The organism is Nesterenkonia massiliensis (assembly GCF_000455245.1).
In the GTDB taxonomy this organism is placed as follows: domain Bacteria; phylum Actinomycetota; class Actinomycetes; order Actinomycetales; family Micrococcaceae; genus Nesterenkonia; species Nesterenkonia rhizosphaerae.
Genome location: NZ_HG005165.1, coordinates 289,577 through 305,095, shown reverse-complemented (window position 1 = coordinate 305,095; position 15,519 = coordinate 289,577). Strand labels below are relative to the sequence as shown.

Sequence of the window (15,519 nt, the reverse complement as noted above, 5' to 3'; positions counted from 1 at the left end):
GTAGTGCGTAGACTGGTGTTCTGAGGGGAGAGGAGGCCCCTCCAGACAGGAGACAAAAAGTGCACTGCCCCTATTGCCGTCACGACGCCTCACGCGTGGTGGATTCCCGCACACTGGAAGACGGGTCCGGTATTCGCCGTCGTCGTCAGTGCCCTCAGTGCTCCAAGCGCTTCACTACGGTGGAAACCACTTCCCTCAGCGTGATCAAGCGCTCGGGAGCAGCTGAACCGTTTGACCGATCCAAGGTCATCAACGGTGTCCGCAAAGCCTGCCAGGGCCGTCCCGTCTCCAATGACGACCTCGCGGTGCTGGCTCAGGAGGTGGAGGAAACCATCCGGGCCTCCGGCAACGCTGAAGTAGACGCCAACGACGTCGGGCTGGCCATTCTGGGACCGCTGAAGCGACTGGATGTGGTGGCGTATATGCGATTCGCCTCCGTGTACCGCGGATTCGAGAACCTCGATGATTTTGAGGCGGCCATCCAGGAGCTGCGCCACGAGGAGCTGCAGCCAACTGCGGCGCCGAAGGTGGTTCAGCCGCGATTCGGCTTCCGCTGATTCCCCCGGGGCTGAATCCTGGGAGGTGCGAGGGCCGCACAAGACCGCAGTTTCGGGTAGACTGGCGAGCACACCGGCGGTGGTCTCTTCAGGGGAAGGTTGAGACCGCCGCCGGTTTTTGCTGTCCGGACAAGCTCTCAGCCGCACTTACGACGTAGCAGTGAGGCGGGGAGCGGTTAACTTCCTGGAATAAGCTTGCGCAGTTGCGCGATGGCCGCGTCGGGGTCCGCGGCCGAATAGACGGCGGAGCCTGCAACGAAGGTGTCCGCCCCCGCTTCGGCGGCACGGAGAATGGTGTCCCGGTTGATGCCCCCGTCGACCTGGATAGCAACCGTGCCTCCGAGGTCGTCTGCTGCCTGCCGTGCGGCCGTGATCTTCGGCAGCATCGCTTCCATAAACGACTGGCCGCCGAAGCCCGGTTCTACGGTCATGATCAGCAGCATGTCCAGCTCGCTGAGGATCTCCAGGTGGGGTTCCAGCTCGGTTCCGGGTTTGACGGCCATAGCCGCTTTCGACCCGTGGGAGCGCAGAATGCGAGCCAGCTCTCTGGGGCGTGCGGCGGCCTCGATGTGGAAGGTCACGGACTCGCAACCGGCCTCAGAGTATTCCGGCGCCCAGCGGTCGGCGTCGTCGATCATCAGATGGATGTCCAGGGGAAGGTCGGTGGCCTCACGGATGGCTTTCACTACCGGCAGCCCCAGGGTGAGGTTGGGAACGAAGTGGTTGTCCATCACGTCCACATGGACTGCATCGGCGCTACTGATGCGCTGGAGTTCGGCGGCAAGGTTGGCGAAGTCGGCGCTGAGGATGCTGGGATGAATAGAAGTCACGTCTTTGATCCTAGATGCGTCAGTCTGGCTTCTTCTGCAGCAGTGCGAAGAACATGGCGTCAGTTCCGTGGATATGCGGCCACAGCTGCACAGTCTTGGTGATGACGGGGTTGGAGTTGGCCGAGGTGGCCGAGCGTGTCTCTTCGAGCAGCTTCTGTCCTTGGGGAAGTGCCACTGCAGCCATGGGCTCGTGGGCGTCGAGCAGCTGTAGTTCGGGGTGTCGGCGTAGCAGGTCTTCCACCTGAGCGATGGTTTCAGCTGCATGCGGGGAGCAGGTGACGTAGGCCAGCAGGCCCTCCGGCGCGAGGACGGCGACGGCGGCGTCGAGCAGGTCCTCCTGCAGGACAGTCAGCTCGGCGAGGTCACTGGGTTTGCGCCGCCACCGGGACTCGGGACGGCGCCGCAGGGCGCCCAGACCTGTGCAGGGGGCATCGATGAGGATGCGATCGAAAGGCTGCTCGGGCGTGTAGAACTCGGGGTCTGAACTGATCGTCCGGCCATCGCCTGTCCGCACACTCCAGGCCGAGGGGTCGACGGCGGCCAGCGCCTTGGTCACCAGTTCAGCACGGTGTGGGGCAGGCTCATTGGCGGTGAGAGTCACGCCGTACTCAGCAGCGATCGCTCCGAGTAGAGCGGCTTTGCCGCCGGGCCCGGCGCAGAGATCCAGCCAGCGTTCTGCTGGTTGTACGGCTGGTTCGGTCAGCGCCTGAGCGATCCATTGCGAGCCGATGTCCTGGACGCGCAGCTGACCTTCGCGGACTCCTTCGAGACGGCCGATATCTCCGCCGCGGAAGATCGCTGCCCCTTCGATGAGCTCCGAGGGGATGGCTCCTGCAGCGACGGCTGAATTCAAGTGCTGGGGGCCGGCGTCCTCGTGAAGTCCGGGCAGCCCCACTAGGTGGACTTCAGGGGCGGCGTTATCGGATTCAAGGAGCGCGTCGATGTCTTCGGCACGTCCGCGCAGCTTCAGCGATTGTCTGAGGGCGCGAACCACCCAGGCGGGATGGGCATGCCGGAGGCCCAGGGCGTCGTCGCCGGTGGAGTTTTCGGCGATGACGTCCAGCCACTGGTCACGGGTCTTCTCCGCGACACGTCGCAGGACCGCGTTGACCAGGCCGGAGGGGCCGGCACCGATTTGATCGCGGACTAGGGCTACCGTTTCGTTGACGGCGGCATGGGTATTGACCCGCATCGCCAGCAGCTGGTGTGCCCCTAGCCGCAGCGCGTCGAGGATTGGTGGGTCGAGTTTGCTGAGTTCCCGGTCTACGCACCTGGAGAGCACAGCATCATAGGTGCCTTCTGAGCGCAGGGCGCCGTAGGTGAGTTCGGTGGCGAATCCGGCGTCGCGCTTATCGAGCTTGGCGCGGCGGATCTCTGCAGGAAGGACCAGGTTGGCGTAAGCATCGTCGCGGGAGACTGCACGCAGTACCTGGAACGCTGCCAGGCGGGCAGGGTCCGAGCGGCGACTGCGAGCCGATGGAGCGTTCTTGCTGAATTGACGGCCAGATTGGCGGCTGGATCGGCCGCTCTGTTCGCCACGAGAGCCTGCGGCGCTGTGCTCGGAAGCGCTGCGGCTGCCGCGGTTGCGCTGACGTCCTTTGGCGTTTCTACGTTCGCCCTCGTGGGGGCTCTGGTTCCGGTGTGATTCGCTCATGCTGCGCTTCCTAAGGTGACGGTGCCTTGTTGGCCGCGGAACCAGTCAGCGGCGTTCATCATTGCTTTACCGGCGGGCTGGACTTGGGTCAGGACAACCCCGCGTGCGTCTCCTGCAGTGAGCACAATTAGGGAGTCTCCCGGCGCGCGGTCCGAGATCGCTTGCAGTACACGTCCGGGGGTGGCGTCTGGAGAGAGGTCGCCGTGGTAGAGCCTGGCGGGACCAAGTTTGAGGCGGTTTTCGCCATTGAGGGTCCAGGCGCCGGGCTCGGGGATGGTCGCGTTGATGCGGTTGACCAGCTGTTCTGCCGGTTCGCTGGGGTCGATGTAGGCGTCTTCGCGTGTGAGTTTCGGGGCGTGGCTGGGGGTGCCCTGCTGGCCTACTGGTTGTGAGTTGCCTGCCAGGAGGTCCGGGAGCAGTTTGGTGAGCAGAGAGGTCCCCAGGGTCGTCAGTTCGGCGAGGACTGTCCCTGAAGAGGTAGCTTCGGGAATGGTGTATTCAGCGCTGGCGTGGACCGGGCCGGTGTCCATTCCGGCTTCAAGCTGGAAGATTGTGGCGGCCGTGGTGGCTTCGCCGTTGAGCATGGCGTGTTGCACGGGGGCAGCGCCGCGGTACTGGGGCAGCCGTGAGTAGTGCAGGTTGACCCAGCCCAGCGGCAGCGCCTCCAGCGTGTGCTGCGGCAGCAGGGCACCATAGGCAACGACGACGCCGAGTCGGGCTCCAGTCTGCTGGACCTGATTAGTGATGTCTGCGTCGACTTTGGCGGTCTTAATGGTGGGGATCCCGGCTGTCTCTGCAGCCTGCGCAACAGGCGAAGGAGTCAGTTGTTTTTTCCTGCCCACGGGGGCGTCGGGGCGGGTGAGGACAGCGGTGACGTTGTAGCCGGCGGCAATGATTCCACGCAGAGCTTGTGCGGCGATCTCGGGGGTGCCGGCGAACAGGAGTGGGGTGCTGGTGGGTTGTGCGGGGTGAGCAGCAGATTCGGTCATGCAGGGTTCCCTTCACGCAGTGCACGCATGGCAGTCTTGCGGTGGTCGCCTTCCAATCGGTCTAGGAAGAGTTTGCCGTCAAGGTGGTCGAGTTCGTGCTGGAAGCAGGCTGCGAGAAGGCCGTCGGCTTCGATGCGCAGCGGTTCTCCTGCCCTGTCGTAACCGGTGAGAATCACGTGGGGGTGACGTTTGACTGGACCGTAGATCCCGCCGCGCACAGATAGGCAGCCTTCACGAAGTATGGCGTCTTCTTCCGTGGGTGTTTGGCGAGGGACGAATACTGGTTCGCCCATCAGCTGGAGTTCCGGGTTGATGACTGCGCCCCGATGCCCTTCTACGTCCCAGGTGAAGATACGGAGGTTGACCCCTACCTGGGGCGCTGCGATTCCGATTCCGCCGGCGTCTTTGTTGGTGGCCTCCATATCCTGGATGAGTTGCTGGATACGGCGTTCTGGGGTTGCGGTATCCAGAGGCACAACCGTTGAAGGTGTGCGCAGGACAGGATCACCGATCATACGGATGGGCAGCACAGGCATGGGGGACATTCTCTCATCTGTGGCGTGAGCCTGATGCGGTGTTGATGACTCGGTGCAGGGATTCCGGGGTGCGCGGTACCAGCGTTTCGGCAGTTGCGCGGTGGGTTCCGACTCCGGGTTGTGTGATCAGAACGTCGAATCCTGCTGTTTTGATCCGATGATGACGCCGGCACAGCGCCTGGAGGTTGTCCCCGCGGGTGGGGCCATCTGGGTGCGGCTGGACGTGGTCAATATCGCAGTTCTCTGCAGGTACCGTACAACCGGCTACCTGGCATGTGCCGTCCCGGAACCAGATGGCTTGGCGCAGCCGTTCAGGTGGGAACCGTCCGAGGTACTGGTGGGAGAGCGTGTCATATTCCTGGGCAGAGGGGCCCAGTGGTGGTGGGTTGTTGCGTCGGGGCTTGACTTGATGATGCGGTTTGACTCGGAGTTCATGCCAAGTGGTGACAACTGCAGGATCTCTAATGAGGTTTAGTGCCGCCTCGGCTGGCAGGGTATAGCTACGGTCGCGGCTGATTGCCGGATGGTTCGATTCCCCGGTGAGGGTTTCTTCTGCCACCAAAAGACCAATGTGGGCGTCAATGGTGATTGCGGATTCGGTGCGGCCGTTCAGGATCCAGGCGCTGAGCTGATCTGCCGTGCGCTGCGCCAGAGTGCGTGTGTCGCCGTCGTGATAGGTGGTGGGAAGCGACGCCGCGGTGAGCGATTCCGGGCTCGGGGGCAGGCGCACCACGGTGGGACCTTCTGGTGTCTCCGGTGAGTCTCCGTGCAGCGGTTTTCCTGTCCAGATGTCGCGTGGGGTGGACAGACCGCGGTAGGCGGCAATGCACTCCCGGATGTGAGCCTTGCGCGTAGCGGTGGCAGTGAGGGCTGCCGTGATGGGGTCGTGGGGGACTGGTTGTTGTGGTGACCGCGCTACTGCGTCAAGGCGTCGCTTGATGGCTACTGCAGTGGGGGTGGGTAGGAGTGCGCTGAACCAGGACATGTTCTCGAAGTCATCTGCGGGGCGAACGGAGACGGTTCTCCGATCGAGTTCCCGCTGGCAGCGGTCTGCTGCATTTTCTGGTTCGGCCACGGCTGTGAACCGAGTGAGCCAGCGTTCCAGTTCGCGTGGACGGTGATGCTCTGCGTATTCGGGTGCTAGGGCATCGAGCTCGGCGCGGGATGACTTGTCACAGAGCCTGTCACGGCTGGTCCGGGAAATACGGCTCAGTGCGGTGCTGGTGATTTTTCCTGAAAGGAACGCTTGCCAGACGTTGGGGAGGGCTGTTCTGGCGTGGGAGGAAGCGCTGAAGAGCGCTGAGGCGCGGTACTCAGAGGTGCGCATTGCTTGGGCTGCGTAGAGGAGTGCGGCGGATTCATCAGTTCTAGCTTCGCGATGCTCTTGTTTCTTCAAGGCGCTGGCACTCTGGTCCATCCCAAGGCTTATGAAGTCCTGGTAGCGCCGCTCGCGTTCATCGGCGCGAGTCCGGCAGAAGGTCTGGACATAGTCGACGAGCATTGAGACCTGGTGGGCTTCAGCACGCCTTATGGCCATTTCGGCGTCCCATAGCTCCGTTGGAACGGTTGGCTGTGCCGAAGAGGGGCAGGCCTGGTCGGACACGCTGTTCTGGCCGGCACGCAGGTCCGCGTGCCGCTGCGACTGAGTCTTTTTCGTGCCCATGTTTCGATTATATGTTCGATCCTGGCGGTCTGACAAGAGTTGATAGAAGAAAGATTCGAATAATCTAGCCCAGTCTTCAAGTTAGCGGTTTGGTGGCGTTTAGCCCCAGGTCAGCGGTCCCACCCCGTGATGGCTACCTATGCAGCGGTCGTAGCTTTTTATCCACAGGCGGGATTTGACCCTGGTCACAAGGAGCAGGGCTTATTACCGTGGGGAGCGGACGGTAGGGGCGGAGCTGTTGGTGCCCCCGAGGAGCAGATGGTGGGCAGGCCGTGCCAGACGGTTTGCGGAACGGGTGTATCGGCAAATGGTTGACGGGACATGGATGCAGAACAAGGTCGTGGCTGCCGAAAGGTCGAAGGGCAGAGGCCGACACGGGTCGTGGTTTCGCCGTTCACCGGGGCGTGGCGGCGGGCTCGGCATGATCGGACTTCTCGTCCTAAGCGCGTGCTCAGGTGCGGATGGCGCGGAAGGCTGCGAACCGATGCAGAACGCCCCACACCTTTGTGCTGATGGTAGCGAGAACCCCGACGCCGCATCTCCGTCCGAGGTTAGTGACAGGGAAGCGGCGGAGGGAGATGGTCAGGGAGCCTCCAGCAGTGATCCTGCAGCCGAAGATTCGGAAGTGAACGACAGCGATGACACCACGCCGGTACCCGCATCCTCCGAAGGGCCAGCCCAGAACTGGCCTGTTCCCGATCCGCCCGATGAGATATACGACCCCACCGAAGAGGGAGCAGAGGCGGCTCTGCGGTACTGGTGGGAGCTGCGCGTCTACGCGCGAAACACAGGTGATACGGAGCCTTTAGAAGAGTTTTCCGACGAAGCCTGCGAAGTTTGCGAGGCTCAAACGGATCAAGTCCGCACCTTGTATGAGTCTGGTTGGTATGTGCAGGAGCCCGACAACATCGTCGACCTTTGGGTTCGGCCTTTCGCCTGGGACAGTGCTGAGGTAGATGCAGAGGCTGAGGCTGAGGCTGTGGTGTTGTTTCGACTCGTCTCCGGTAGTTTCGACGTCTACTGGGAAGGGGCGCTAGATGGTAGCGAGCCAGAATCGAATGAAGCTGTTTTGAGCTCACTGCTTCTTTTTGACGAACATTGGCGCATTGGCGAGCACGTCTACGTTGGTCAAGACGAAATCGCTGGGACTCCTCTTGGGGATGAATGATGGGTGTGCAGAACTTTCAGGTCAGAGTTTCATTCATCGTGGCGCTAGCGATGCTACTCGTGATGTGGCCACTCATGCCTGTTGCAGCAGCGGATGAGGACGAACCTCGCGGCCAATCGCGATCGGCGCCACCGGGAGTTTACGTTGCTCCCGCGGACCAGGCGTTTGACGTTCAAGTTCATCGCCGGAATCAATACGTGGAGCGGGAGCCAGGGTCGACAGGAGAAAGTGGTGGCGAACGAGTCCGACAAATAGAGCATCCAAGTCGCTCTACGGGCTCATTGGAAAATCGAAGCATCCCTCACAATGAAAATACTCCGGGGGACAGGCTCTCAGGACTCCTCTCCAACCGTAACTTTTGCACAAACAGCGGCGCATCCGACCCTTCCTGTTGGGATCTTCTACCGCGAGACTGCCCTGTGGGGTTCCTCATCGGAGGCTTGGCAGCGGGTGGGCCTGCGGAATGTCCGTCTACCGACGAAGAACCTGTCGAGCTTGCGGTGGCCCCGCCTGCCCCTGACCAAACCGAAGCTGCTGAGGAGATTCCGGCTCATGAACTGGTGTACACAACCGTCGTTGAAGAGTTCTCCCGCTTGCCGATCGATGGCGGTCGCGTCGCCTTTGAAGAGCAGCTTCAGGGATTCGGGTACATCAACCGGCACACGAATGTCTTTGCCGATGTAGAAACACAGACGCTCACCGAAGAGCTCCTGGGTCACACAGTGCAGATCCGCGCTATCCCCGTGGAGTACACCTTCGACTACGGCGACGGCACCGTTCGAACCACCAGTCGTGCCGGGGAATCTGTCGCACACTTCGCAGAGACAAACAACAGCATCAACCTCACCGACGCCGAGACTCCCACCAGCCACATCTACTCATCCACCGGTGTCTACCCTGTCCAAGTCACCACCAGATTCATCGGGGAGTTTCAAGTCGAGGACTCCGGTTGGATTGCCATCCCCGGCAGTACCACCGCAGCGGCCTCACCCGGTGAGGCTGACATCTGGCGCACCAGCCAGCGCCTGGTCTCCGGGGCCTGTCGCGACGCCGCCGACTACGGCTGCAACGGGCCGTTCACCATCGAGCCCGGGGACCGGCCTCCGGCCATCTACCAGGACCGCTACGACGAGGACGGGAACTGGCTCGGCCGCTGACTCACGGCCCCGTTCGCTACTCCATTCGCTACTCCGTTCGCGGATCCACTCACAGTCCCGGCCACCGGTCCGCCCGGCGCTCCACTACCGGTATCTGCACCAGATCCCGCCAGCTGCACATCACTAGAGGCCTGGGCAGGGGGCGTCACTGCACCAACCCCAGCGCCAGCCGGCGGCGGGCCAATCGGCCGCAACGCGCGGCCGGTCTCCGTCACTGCCCGGGAGTGCTCCCACACCTGCCGCAATGCCCAGAACTTACGCCAGTGCGCCCGCAGCCCACTGGGGCTAGCCTGCACCGGTACTACCTCAGCCTCAGAAATTGCCACCGCAAGAAGCATCGCGTCCTCACCGCCGGCCCCCTGCCCGTAAGCCCAGGGGGACCACGTTCCCGCCACCGGATCCACCAGCATCTCTTCAGCCCGCAACCCGGCCACCAACTGCATCACCACCGACTCGCTCAGCGGCTTAGCCCGCCCGTCGCGAGTCAGCCCCTTCGTCTTGAAATCGATCAAACACAGCCGTCCGCCGATCTCCGCCACCAGATCCAACGTCCCGGCATAACCCACTGTGTGATTCCACACAGTGATCTCCGCCGCAATCGGGCGCACCCCATAGAGCTGCCACCACTCATCAAAACGATCTGCGAAACGCACATCACCGTGCTCGGCCAGAACCCGCCGGGCGCCGTCGGGATCCGCCCCCGGCGCGCCCAGTGCTGCAAGAGAAACTTGCTCAGCGTAGGCATGGACACGATCCCCGCGCGCGGCCGCCGCGTCCCGGAAACGCTCCGCCGCCGAGGACGCCTCTCTCGCCAATCCGCGAAGAGTCGGCGCAGAACCCACAGCACCCGGCAGTCGCGGATCATTCACCAGCTCCGTGGCGGCCATATGCCCCGCCCACCCGGTCATATCCTTCGCCTCCTGGGCGATCACCGTGGTGATGGAGGGAACTTCGGGGGCAAATGAGAGCGAACGCGAGTACATCCGGCCGAACTCAGTGGCGTGGGCAAGTCGTGGATCCGTCATAAGAAATCCAGTCTGACACGAGCCTCGGACATCCTTGTGAATCCGGGGGTCAGCCCGCCGATTGGACTCTCAGGAGACATGTAGGTTAGAGTTTCATGTCGTCGAAACGCCCAAAAAGCGCCGACGAAATGCGGATGTAGCTCAGCTGGCTAGAGCATCACCTTGCCATGGTGAGGGTCGCGAGTTCGAATCTCGTCATCCGCTCGCAGGAAGGGACACTGAGCCCGGTAGAACCCTGGTGGGGTGGCCGAGTGGTGAGGCAGCGGCCTGCAAAGCCGTATACGCGGGTTCGATTCCCGTCCCCACCTCGCAAGTCAGGGATTCGTCCCTGACAAGCAACAGCTGAATAAGCGCGATTGGCGCAGCGGTAGCGCGCTTCCCTGACACGGAAGAGGTCACTGGTTCGATCCCAGTATCGCGCACGGATCCAGTAGTATGGATCTGATGCGGATGTAGCTCAGCTGGCTAGAGCATCACCTTGCCATGGTGAGGGTCGCGAGTTCGAATCTCGTCATCCGCTCTGATGAACAACGATGAAGCCTCGGAATCAACTGATTCCGGGGCTTCATTGTGTCTATGGCAAGATAGTCCGCACGTGCTTACGGGATCGGTGAAAGTCCGAACCGGCGGTCAGAGTCCGCGACCCTCCTCCAGGAGGCTGAGCTGGTGAAATTCCAGCACCGACAGTCACAGTCTGGATGGGAGTGGCACAGAAGGAGAACGCTTAATGCCTACGGCTGATGCCGACAACGGCCCCATGCGTCGTGCCCTCGAGGCCGCGCAGCTCGGTCCCCGTGGAGCAAACCCCCTTGTCGGGGCGGTGCTCACAGACGAGGACGGCACTATTCTGGCCACTGGCCACCACCGCGGAGCCGGCACTTTCCACGCCGAGCGCGATGCGCTTCGCGCTGCACACTCAGCCGGTGTCACTGATTTTTCACGCACCACCCTCTACACCACCCTCGAGCCCTGCCGGCACCGGGGGCGCCAGCCCGCCTGCACCGACCTCATCCAGGAAGCTGGTGTGCCACGCGTTGTCACCGCAGCTGCAGATCCCAGCGCCAACGGGGGAGGTGCGGCGCTGCTTGCCGGGCGCGGTCTCGACGTCGTCACCGGTGTTCTTGAAGCAGAAGCCACCGAGCTGAACCATCGCTGGAACCTCGCACAAACCCAGCAGCGGCCCTTCGTCACCGTTCACTTAGCCCAGACACTGGATGCCAAGATCGCCGCCGCCGACGGCACCAGCCAGTGGATCACCTCCGAACCCTCCCGCCGCCACACCCACCGGATCCGCCAGCGTGTGGACGCCATCCTGGTCGGCACCAACACCGCGCATATCGATAACCCCCGGCTGACCGCACGCAACGACGACGGCGGACTGGCTGACTCCCAGCCGCTGCGCTGCGTGATGGGCCTGAGGGACATACCCGAAGACGCCATCCTGAAACAGCACCAGCCCGAGGGGGACGGCTGGATTCAGCTGCGGACCCGCGACCCCTTGGAGGCGCTTCGCACCCTGGCCGGAACCACCCACGGGGGCTACCCGGTCAAACATGTGCTGGTCGAAGGCGGCCAGAGCGTTCTATCGGCGTTCTTCGCCGCTGACCTGGTGGACGAAGTCTTTGCCTATGTGGCGCCGATGCTGCTCGGTGTTGGCCGCAGTTCCCTTGGAGATATCGGAGTCACCACGCTGGCCCAGGCCCGACGATTCGCCCTCGACCCCACCGACGGCGGAGCCGTCAGCACCATGGACTCAGATGTGTGCATCCACCTCAAGCCCGAACCAGAAGGAGACGCATGTTCACCGGAATCGTGACCGGCACCGGTCAGGTGCTTGAGCGCACCCCCGACCCCGCTAAGGGAGTGGAACGCCTGGTGCTGCAGGCGCCGGGGCACACCGAGGGGCTGGGCCTGGGCGGATCCATCGCTGTCAACGGGGTCTGCGTCTCCGCTGTGAGTATCGAAGGTGAGGTCATCGCCGTCGAGCTCATCCCCGAAACCCTGAAGCGGACCACTTTCTCCCAGGTCAGTACAGGAGACCGAGTGAACCTTGAGCGCTGCCTGCCAGCCGGTGCACGCCTGGACGGCCATGTGGTCCAAGGGCATGTGGACGGCATCGGTGAACTGCTGGAGAAGGACCTCCACGATGGCCGTCACCGTTTCGGCGTGCCCGCGGATCTCGCCCTCTACATCGCGGAGAAAGGCTCCATCGCTATCGACGGGGTCTCCCTGACCATCACCGCCACCGGCACAGACAAGACCAGCGGCCACTGGTTCGAGGTGGGCCTGATTCCCACCACCCTGTCCGAGACCACCCTCGGGGGACTTGCAGCGGGCAGCAACGTCAATATCGAAGTGGATGTGTTGGCCAAGTACACCCGGCGCATGCTGACCTTCCAGGGCGAACTCGAGGTCCCGCAGGCGGCAGAAGCTGAGCCCGCTGACAGCGCCGCTTCCGACACCCTGCCGGCAGTTCCCAAGCCCACCAGCCCCGCACCAGTGCTTGATCCCATCGAAGTGGCACTGGATCAGCTGGCCGCAGGACGCCCGGTGATCGTGGTGGACGACGCCGACCGTGAGAACGAAGGCGACATCATCTTCCCCGCCGCAGTGGCCAGTGAAGAGCTGATGGCCCTGACCATCCGGCACAGCTCCGGTGTGCTCTGCGTGCCCATGACCGCCGAGCGGGCGGCGCATCTTCAGCTGCCTCCGATGACAGCACAGAACGAAGACCCCAAAGGCACCGCCTACACCATCAGCTGCGACGCGATCACCGTGGCCAGCACCGGCATCAGCGCCGCAGACCGGGCCATCACCGCCCGAGCGCTCGCCGATGCTGGCGCCCAGGCTGCTGACTTCACCCGCCCCGGCCACATGTTCCCGCTCATCGCGCACGTCGAAGGAGTGCTGGGGCGTGACGGGCATACCGAGGCCGCCGTAGACCTCTGCCGGCTGGCTGGCTACCCGGAAGTCGGGGTCATCGCTGAGCTTGTGCACGACGACGGCACCATGATGCGGCTGCCTGCCCTGCGCGACTTCGCCGATGAGCACCATCTGGCGCTGATCAGCATCGCTGACCTCATTGAATACCGCGGCGGTGAAGCCACACCGGATGCAGTGCGGGAGTCCTACCTCTCCTCCTGGGACTCGCCCCGCGAAGAGGCGCAGAAACTCGTGGTACCTGGTCCGGTGGTCAACCTGCCGACCGACTACGGAATCTTCCACGCCCAGGTGTGGACCGAGCAGAAAACCGGCCACGAACACATCCTGCTGTCCGCCCCGGGAAGCTCCTCCAGCAGTAATGGAAAGCATGAACCGCCGCTGGTCCGGATGCACTCAGAGTGCCTGACCGGAGACGTCTTCGGGTCCCACCGCTGCGACTGCGGCACGCAGCTGGCCGCGGCCCTTGAGACCGTCCAGGCCGAGGGCGGACATCTGCTCTATCTGCGCGGCCACGAGGGACGAGGCATCGGACTGGCCAACAAGATGCGCGCCTACAAGCTGCAGGAAGAGGGCGCAGATACTGTGGAGGCCAACGAAATGCTCGGCCTCGCCGCAGAGCTGCGCGACTTCACCGGTGCCGCTGCCGTATTGCACGGAGCCGGTATCTCCACACTGCGGCTGCTGACCAATAATCCCGCCAAGGTGGAGGTGCTGGCTGCCGCCGGGCTGAACGTCCAGCAGGTGCCCTCCACCGGCATTGTCCGCGAACACAACGAGCGCTACCTGCGCACCAAGCGGGACAAGATGCGCCATATGCTGGACCACCTCACACTCACCGAGGCGGTCACAACAGCCACTGCAAACCCGCAGTACCCTTCCGAACACATCACCACCAACGAGGAACAGGGAGAGAAATGAGCTCCACCGGAACTCCGCATATCGACGAGCACGAGCTCAACGAGCTCACCAAAGTCGCCCAGGATCTTTCCCTGCGCGTGGCAGTGGTGGCCTCCCGGTGGCATGACACTGTCATGAACGGACTTATTGCAGGCTCCGAGCGCTTCCTGCACAGCATCGGCATCCAGGATTACACCCTGTTGCGCGCCCCCGGCAGCTTTGAACTGCCGGTGATCAGCGCACATGCCGCTCACCACCACGATGTCGTCGTCGCGCTGGGCGTGGTCATCCGCGGTGGCACACCGCACTTCGAGTATGTCTGCTCTGCCGCCACCGAGGGGTTGAGCACAATCGCGGTAGAGACCGGCAAGCCTGTGGGCTTCGGTCTGCTGACCTGCGATACCGAGGAGCAGGCCCTCGCCCGGGCTGGACTGAGCGGCTCGCAGGAGGACAAAGGCTTCGAAGCCGCTCACGCCGCCGTCGCCGCCGCCATCGAAATCGCGAAACTGGACGCTTAAGGCATAGGCTTACGCCCGTGAAATCTTTTGACGAACTCTTCGCCGAACTCGCCCGCAAAGCCGAGGAACGCCCCGCTGGATCTGGCACTGTGGCAGCACTGGACGCCGGAGTCCATCAGATCGGTAAGAAGATCGTCGAAGAAGCCGCCGAGGTGTGGATGGCCGCCGAATACCAGTCTCAGGATGAGGCGGCTGAGGAGATCTCCCAGCTGCTCTACCACCTGCAGGTCATGATGCTGGCCAAGGGCCTCAAACCCGAAGACATCTACCGCTTCCTCTAAAAACGTTCATCGCAAAGGACACCATGCTTCGCGTAGCCGTACCCAATAAAGGCGCCCTGTCAGAGGCCGCCATGGCCATGCTCTCCGAAGCCGGATACTTACAGCGCCGCGACCGCAAAGAGCTGGTCCTGGTGGATGAGGAAAACGGCGTCGAGTTCTTCTACCTGCGCCCCAAAGACGTAGCCATCTACGTAGGACGCGGCATTATCGATCTCGGTATCACCGGCCGGGACCTGTTCCTTGACGCCGAGGTCGGCGGTGGCGCCGAAGAGATCCTCGGCCTGGGCTTCGGGCGTTCCACCTTCCGTCTGGCCGCACCCAAAGGACAGTTCAGCAGCGAGCAAGACCTGGCCGGTAAACGTGTGGCCACCAGCTACGACGGTCTGCTGAGCCAGTGGTTCGCCGACCGCGGTGTGGCCGATGTGGAGGTGGTCCACCTCGACGGTGCCGTGGAATCGGCTGTCCGGCTGGGGGTGGCTGACGCCATTGCCGATGTGGTGGAGACCGGAAATACCCTCAAGGCCGCCGGCATGGAGACCTTCGGCAGCCCGATCCTGCAGTCCGAGGCGGTGCTGATCTCCGGCAACGGGGAGCGTGAGGACGACGACGCCCACGCACCTGTTGCTCTGCAGACCCAGACCCAGCGACTGATCCGCAGACTCCAGGGCGTCCTGGTAGCGCGCCAGTACGTGATGATGGACTACGACATCCGCCGCGAACACCTTGAAGCAGCCACCAGGATCACTCCGGGGCTGGAATCGCCCACGATCTCTCCGCTGGCGGATGAGAACTGGGTAGCGGTGCGCTCGATGGTGCCGGCGAAGAAGACCAACCAGCTGATGGACGAGCTCTACGATCTGGGCGCCCGGGCCATCCTAGTGACCACGATCCACGCCTGCCGAGTCTGAGATGACCACGGCGAGCCTTCATCGGCTGTGCGCATCTGAGAAAGCGGGAGTGGATCTGAAGAGAGGAGTTCAGCCGTGACGCTGGCAGTTCGTGTCATTCCATGTTTGGACGTTGACGCAGGCCGCGTGGTCAAAGGCGTCAACTTCGAGAACCTCCGAGACGCCGGAGACCCTGTGGAACTGGCTCACCGGTACAATAAGGCCGGCGCTGATGAGCTGACGTTTCTGGACGTCACGGCGTCCTCCTCTGAACGTCAGACCACCTACGATGTGGTCACGCGCACCGCTGAAGAGGTATTCATCCCGCTGACCGTGGGCGGTGGTGTGCGCGCGGTGGAGGATGTGGACCGGCTGCTGAAGGTCGGGGCAGATAAGGCCTCCATCAATACGGCC

15 protein-coding genes, 4 tRNA genes and 1 riboswitch are annotated in these 15,519 nt (G+C 63.1%); of the genes, 13 read left to right on the top strand and 6 right to left on the bottom strand.

Annotation, left to right across the window (positions count from 1 at the left end; translation table 11 throughout):
* Positions 1-59 precede the first annotated feature (59 nt).
* The gene (gene nrdR, locus TX78_RS01425) at positions 60-557 is read left to right on the top strand and encodes a transcriptional regulator NrdR (RefSeq protein ID WP_044492961.1); all 498 of its coding nucleotides are present in this window, start codon (positions 60-62) and stop codon (positions 555-557) included.
* Positions 558-733: 176 nt separating this feature from the next.
* Here the strand turns inward: nrdR and rpe are convergent, their stop codons facing one another.
* The 5 genes from rpe to TX78_RS01400 are packed head-to-tail and all read right to left on the bottom strand — an operon-like array spanning position 734 to position 6,229.
* On the bottom strand, positions 734-1,387 hold the full coding sequence (gene rpe, locus TX78_RS01420; RefSeq protein ID WP_044492960.1) for a ribulose-phosphate 3-epimerase: 654 nt from the start codon (positions 1,385-1,387) through the stop codon (positions 734-736).
* Between the two features lie 19 nt (positions 1,388-1,406).
* On the bottom strand, positions 1,407-3,041 hold the full coding sequence (locus TX78_RS01415) for an RsmB/NOP family class I SAM-dependent RNA methyltransferase (RefSeq protein WP_044492959.1): 1,635 nt from the start codon (positions 3,039-3,041) through the stop codon (positions 1,407-1,409).
* A complete protein-coding gene (gene fmt, locus TX78_RS01410; RefSeq protein ID WP_044492956.1) occupies positions 3,038-4,030 on the bottom strand; it encodes a methionyl-tRNA formyltransferase in 993 nt (330 codons plus the stop codon). Before fmt ends, TX78_RS01415 begins: the two co-directional genes overlap by 4 nt.
* Complete coding sequence (gene def / locus TX78_RS01405) at positions 4,027-4,566, bottom strand: peptide deformylase (RefSeq protein WP_044492954.1); 540 nt, start codon at positions 4,564-4,566, stop codon at positions 4,027-4,029. The genes fmt and def overlap by 4 nt, the downstream gene beginning before the upstream one ends.
* Positions 4,567-4,579: 13 nt before the next feature.
* Positions 4,580-6,229, bottom strand: a complete 1,650-nt coding sequence (locus tag TX78_RS01400; RefSeq protein WP_147640388.1) for an HNH endonuclease signature motif containing protein — start codon at positions 6,227-6,229, stop codon at positions 4,580-4,582.
* A gap of 625 nt (positions 6,230-6,854) precedes the next feature.
* Between TX78_RS01400 and TX78_RS01395 the strand changes: the two genes are divergently transcribed.
* A complete protein-coding gene (locus TX78_RS01395) occupies positions 6,855-7,397 on the top strand; it encodes a DUF6318 family protein (RefSeq protein ID WP_158644279.1) in 543 nt (180 codons plus the stop codon).
* 500 nt (positions 7,398-7,897) lie between these two features.
* Positions 7,898-8,554 (top strand): hypothetical protein, encoded by a 657-nt coding sequence (locus TX78_RS01390; protein WP_049897283.1) that lies wholly within the window; start codon positions 7,898-7,900, stop codon positions 8,552-8,554.
* On the opposite strand, the gene TX78_RS01385 is transcribed toward TX78_RS01390, so the two are convergent.
* Positions 8,521-9,579: a PD-(D/E)XK nuclease family protein gene (locus TX78_RS01385; protein ID WP_069956223.1), complete on the bottom strand. Its 1,059-nt coding sequence runs from the start codon at positions 9,577-9,579 to the stop codon at positions 8,521-8,523. The two genes, TX78_RS01390 and TX78_RS01385, sit on opposite strands and share 34 nt — an antisense overlap.
* Positions 9,580-9,709: 130 nt before the next feature.
* On the opposite strand from TX78_RS01385, the gene TX78_RS01380 reads away from it, so the two are divergent.
* The 10 genes from TX78_RS01380 to TX78_RS14080 all read left to right on the top strand — a co-directional run.
* Positions 9,710-9,783: transfer RNA gene (locus TX78_RS01380), tRNA-Gly, on the top strand.
* Between the two features lie 33 nt (positions 9,784-9,816).
* Positions 9,817-9,887: transfer RNA gene (locus TX78_RS01375), tRNA-Cys, on the top strand.
* A gap of 42 nt (positions 9,888-9,929) precedes the next feature.
* Positions 9,930-10,001 (top strand) — tRNA-Val (locus TX78_RS01370).
* 24 nt (positions 10,002-10,025) lie between these two features.
* A tRNA-Gly gene (locus tag TX78_RS01365) sits at positions 10,026-10,099 on the top strand.
* 73 nt (positions 10,100-10,172) lie between these two features.
* Positions 10,173-10,292: riboswitch (FMN riboswitch) on the top strand.
* Between the two features lie 14 nt (positions 10,293-10,306).
* The gene (gene ribD, locus TX78_RS01360) at positions 10,307-11,395 is read left to right on the top strand and encodes a bifunctional diaminohydroxyphosphoribosylaminopyrimidine deaminase/5-amino-6-(5-phosphoribosylamino)uracil reductase RibD (RefSeq protein ID WP_044492949.1); all 1,089 of its coding nucleotides are present in this window, start codon (positions 10,307-10,309) and stop codon (positions 11,393-11,395) included.
* On the top strand, positions 11,377-13,440 hold the full coding sequence (gene ribB / locus TX78_RS01355; protein ID WP_081652475.1) for a 3,4-dihydroxy-2-butanone-4-phosphate synthase: 2,064 nt from the start codon (positions 11,377-11,379) through the stop codon (positions 13,438-13,440). Before ribD ends, ribB begins: the two co-directional genes overlap by 19 nt.
* The gene (gene ribH / locus TX78_RS01350) at positions 13,437-13,937 is read left to right on the top strand and encodes a 6,7-dimethyl-8-ribityllumazine synthase (RefSeq protein WP_044492946.1); all 501 of its coding nucleotides are present in this window, start codon (positions 13,437-13,439) and stop codon (positions 13,935-13,937) included. Before ribB ends, ribH begins: the two co-directional genes overlap by 4 nt.
* A 17-nt stretch (positions 13,938-13,954) precedes the next feature.
* A complete protein-coding gene (locus tag TX78_RS01345; RefSeq protein WP_044492944.1) occupies positions 13,955-14,218 on the top strand; it encodes a phosphoribosyl-ATP diphosphatase in 264 nt (87 codons plus the stop codon).
* A 23-nt stretch (positions 14,219-14,241) separates the two neighbouring features.
* A complete protein-coding gene (gene hisG / locus TX78_RS01340) occupies positions 14,242-15,126 on the top strand; it encodes an ATP phosphoribosyltransferase (protein WP_044492942.1) in 885 nt (294 codons plus the stop codon).
* 75 nt (positions 15,127-15,201) lie between these two features.
* Positions 15,202-15,519 (top strand): HisA/HisF-related TIM barrel protein (locus tag TX78_RS14080; RefSeq protein ID WP_044492941.1); only part of this gene is annotated, 318 nt, incomplete at its 3' end.

Bases quoted from the DNA above. Each gene is read 5' to 3' on its own strand.
- TX78_RS01415 (WP_044492959.1), bottom strand. From the start codon at position 3,041: ATGAGCGAATCACACCGGAACCAGAGCCCCCACGAGGGCGAACGTAGA.
- fmt (WP_044492956.1), bottom strand. From the start codon at position 4,030: ATGACCGAATCTGCTGCTCACCCCGCACAACCCACCAGCACCCCACTC.
- def (WP_044492954.1), bottom strand. From the start codon at position 4,566: ATGCCTGTGCTGCCCATCCGTATGATCGGTGATCCTGTCCTGCGCACA.
- TX78_RS01400 (WP_147640388.1), bottom strand. From the start codon at position 6,229: ATGGGCACGAAAAAGACTCAGTCGCAGCGGCACGCGGACCTGCGTGCC.
- TX78_RS01385 (WP_069956223.1), bottom strand. From the start codon at position 9,579: ATGACGGATCCACGACTTGCCCACGCCACTGAGTTCGGCCGGATGTAC.
- ribD (WP_044492949.1), top strand. From the start codon at position 10,307: ATGCCTACGGCTGATGCCGACAACGGCCCCATGCGTCGTGCCCTCGAG.
- ribB (WP_081652475.1), top strand. From the start codon at position 11,377: ATGTTCACCGGAATCGTGACCGGCACCGGTCAGGTGCTTGAGCGCACC.
- ribH (WP_044492946.1), top strand. From the start codon at position 13,437: ATGAGCTCCACCGGAACTCCGCATATCGACGAGCACGAGCTCAACGAG.
- hisG (WP_044492942.1), top strand. From the start codon at position 14,242: ATGCTTCGCGTAGCCGTACCCAATAAAGGCGCCCTGTCAGAGGCCGCC.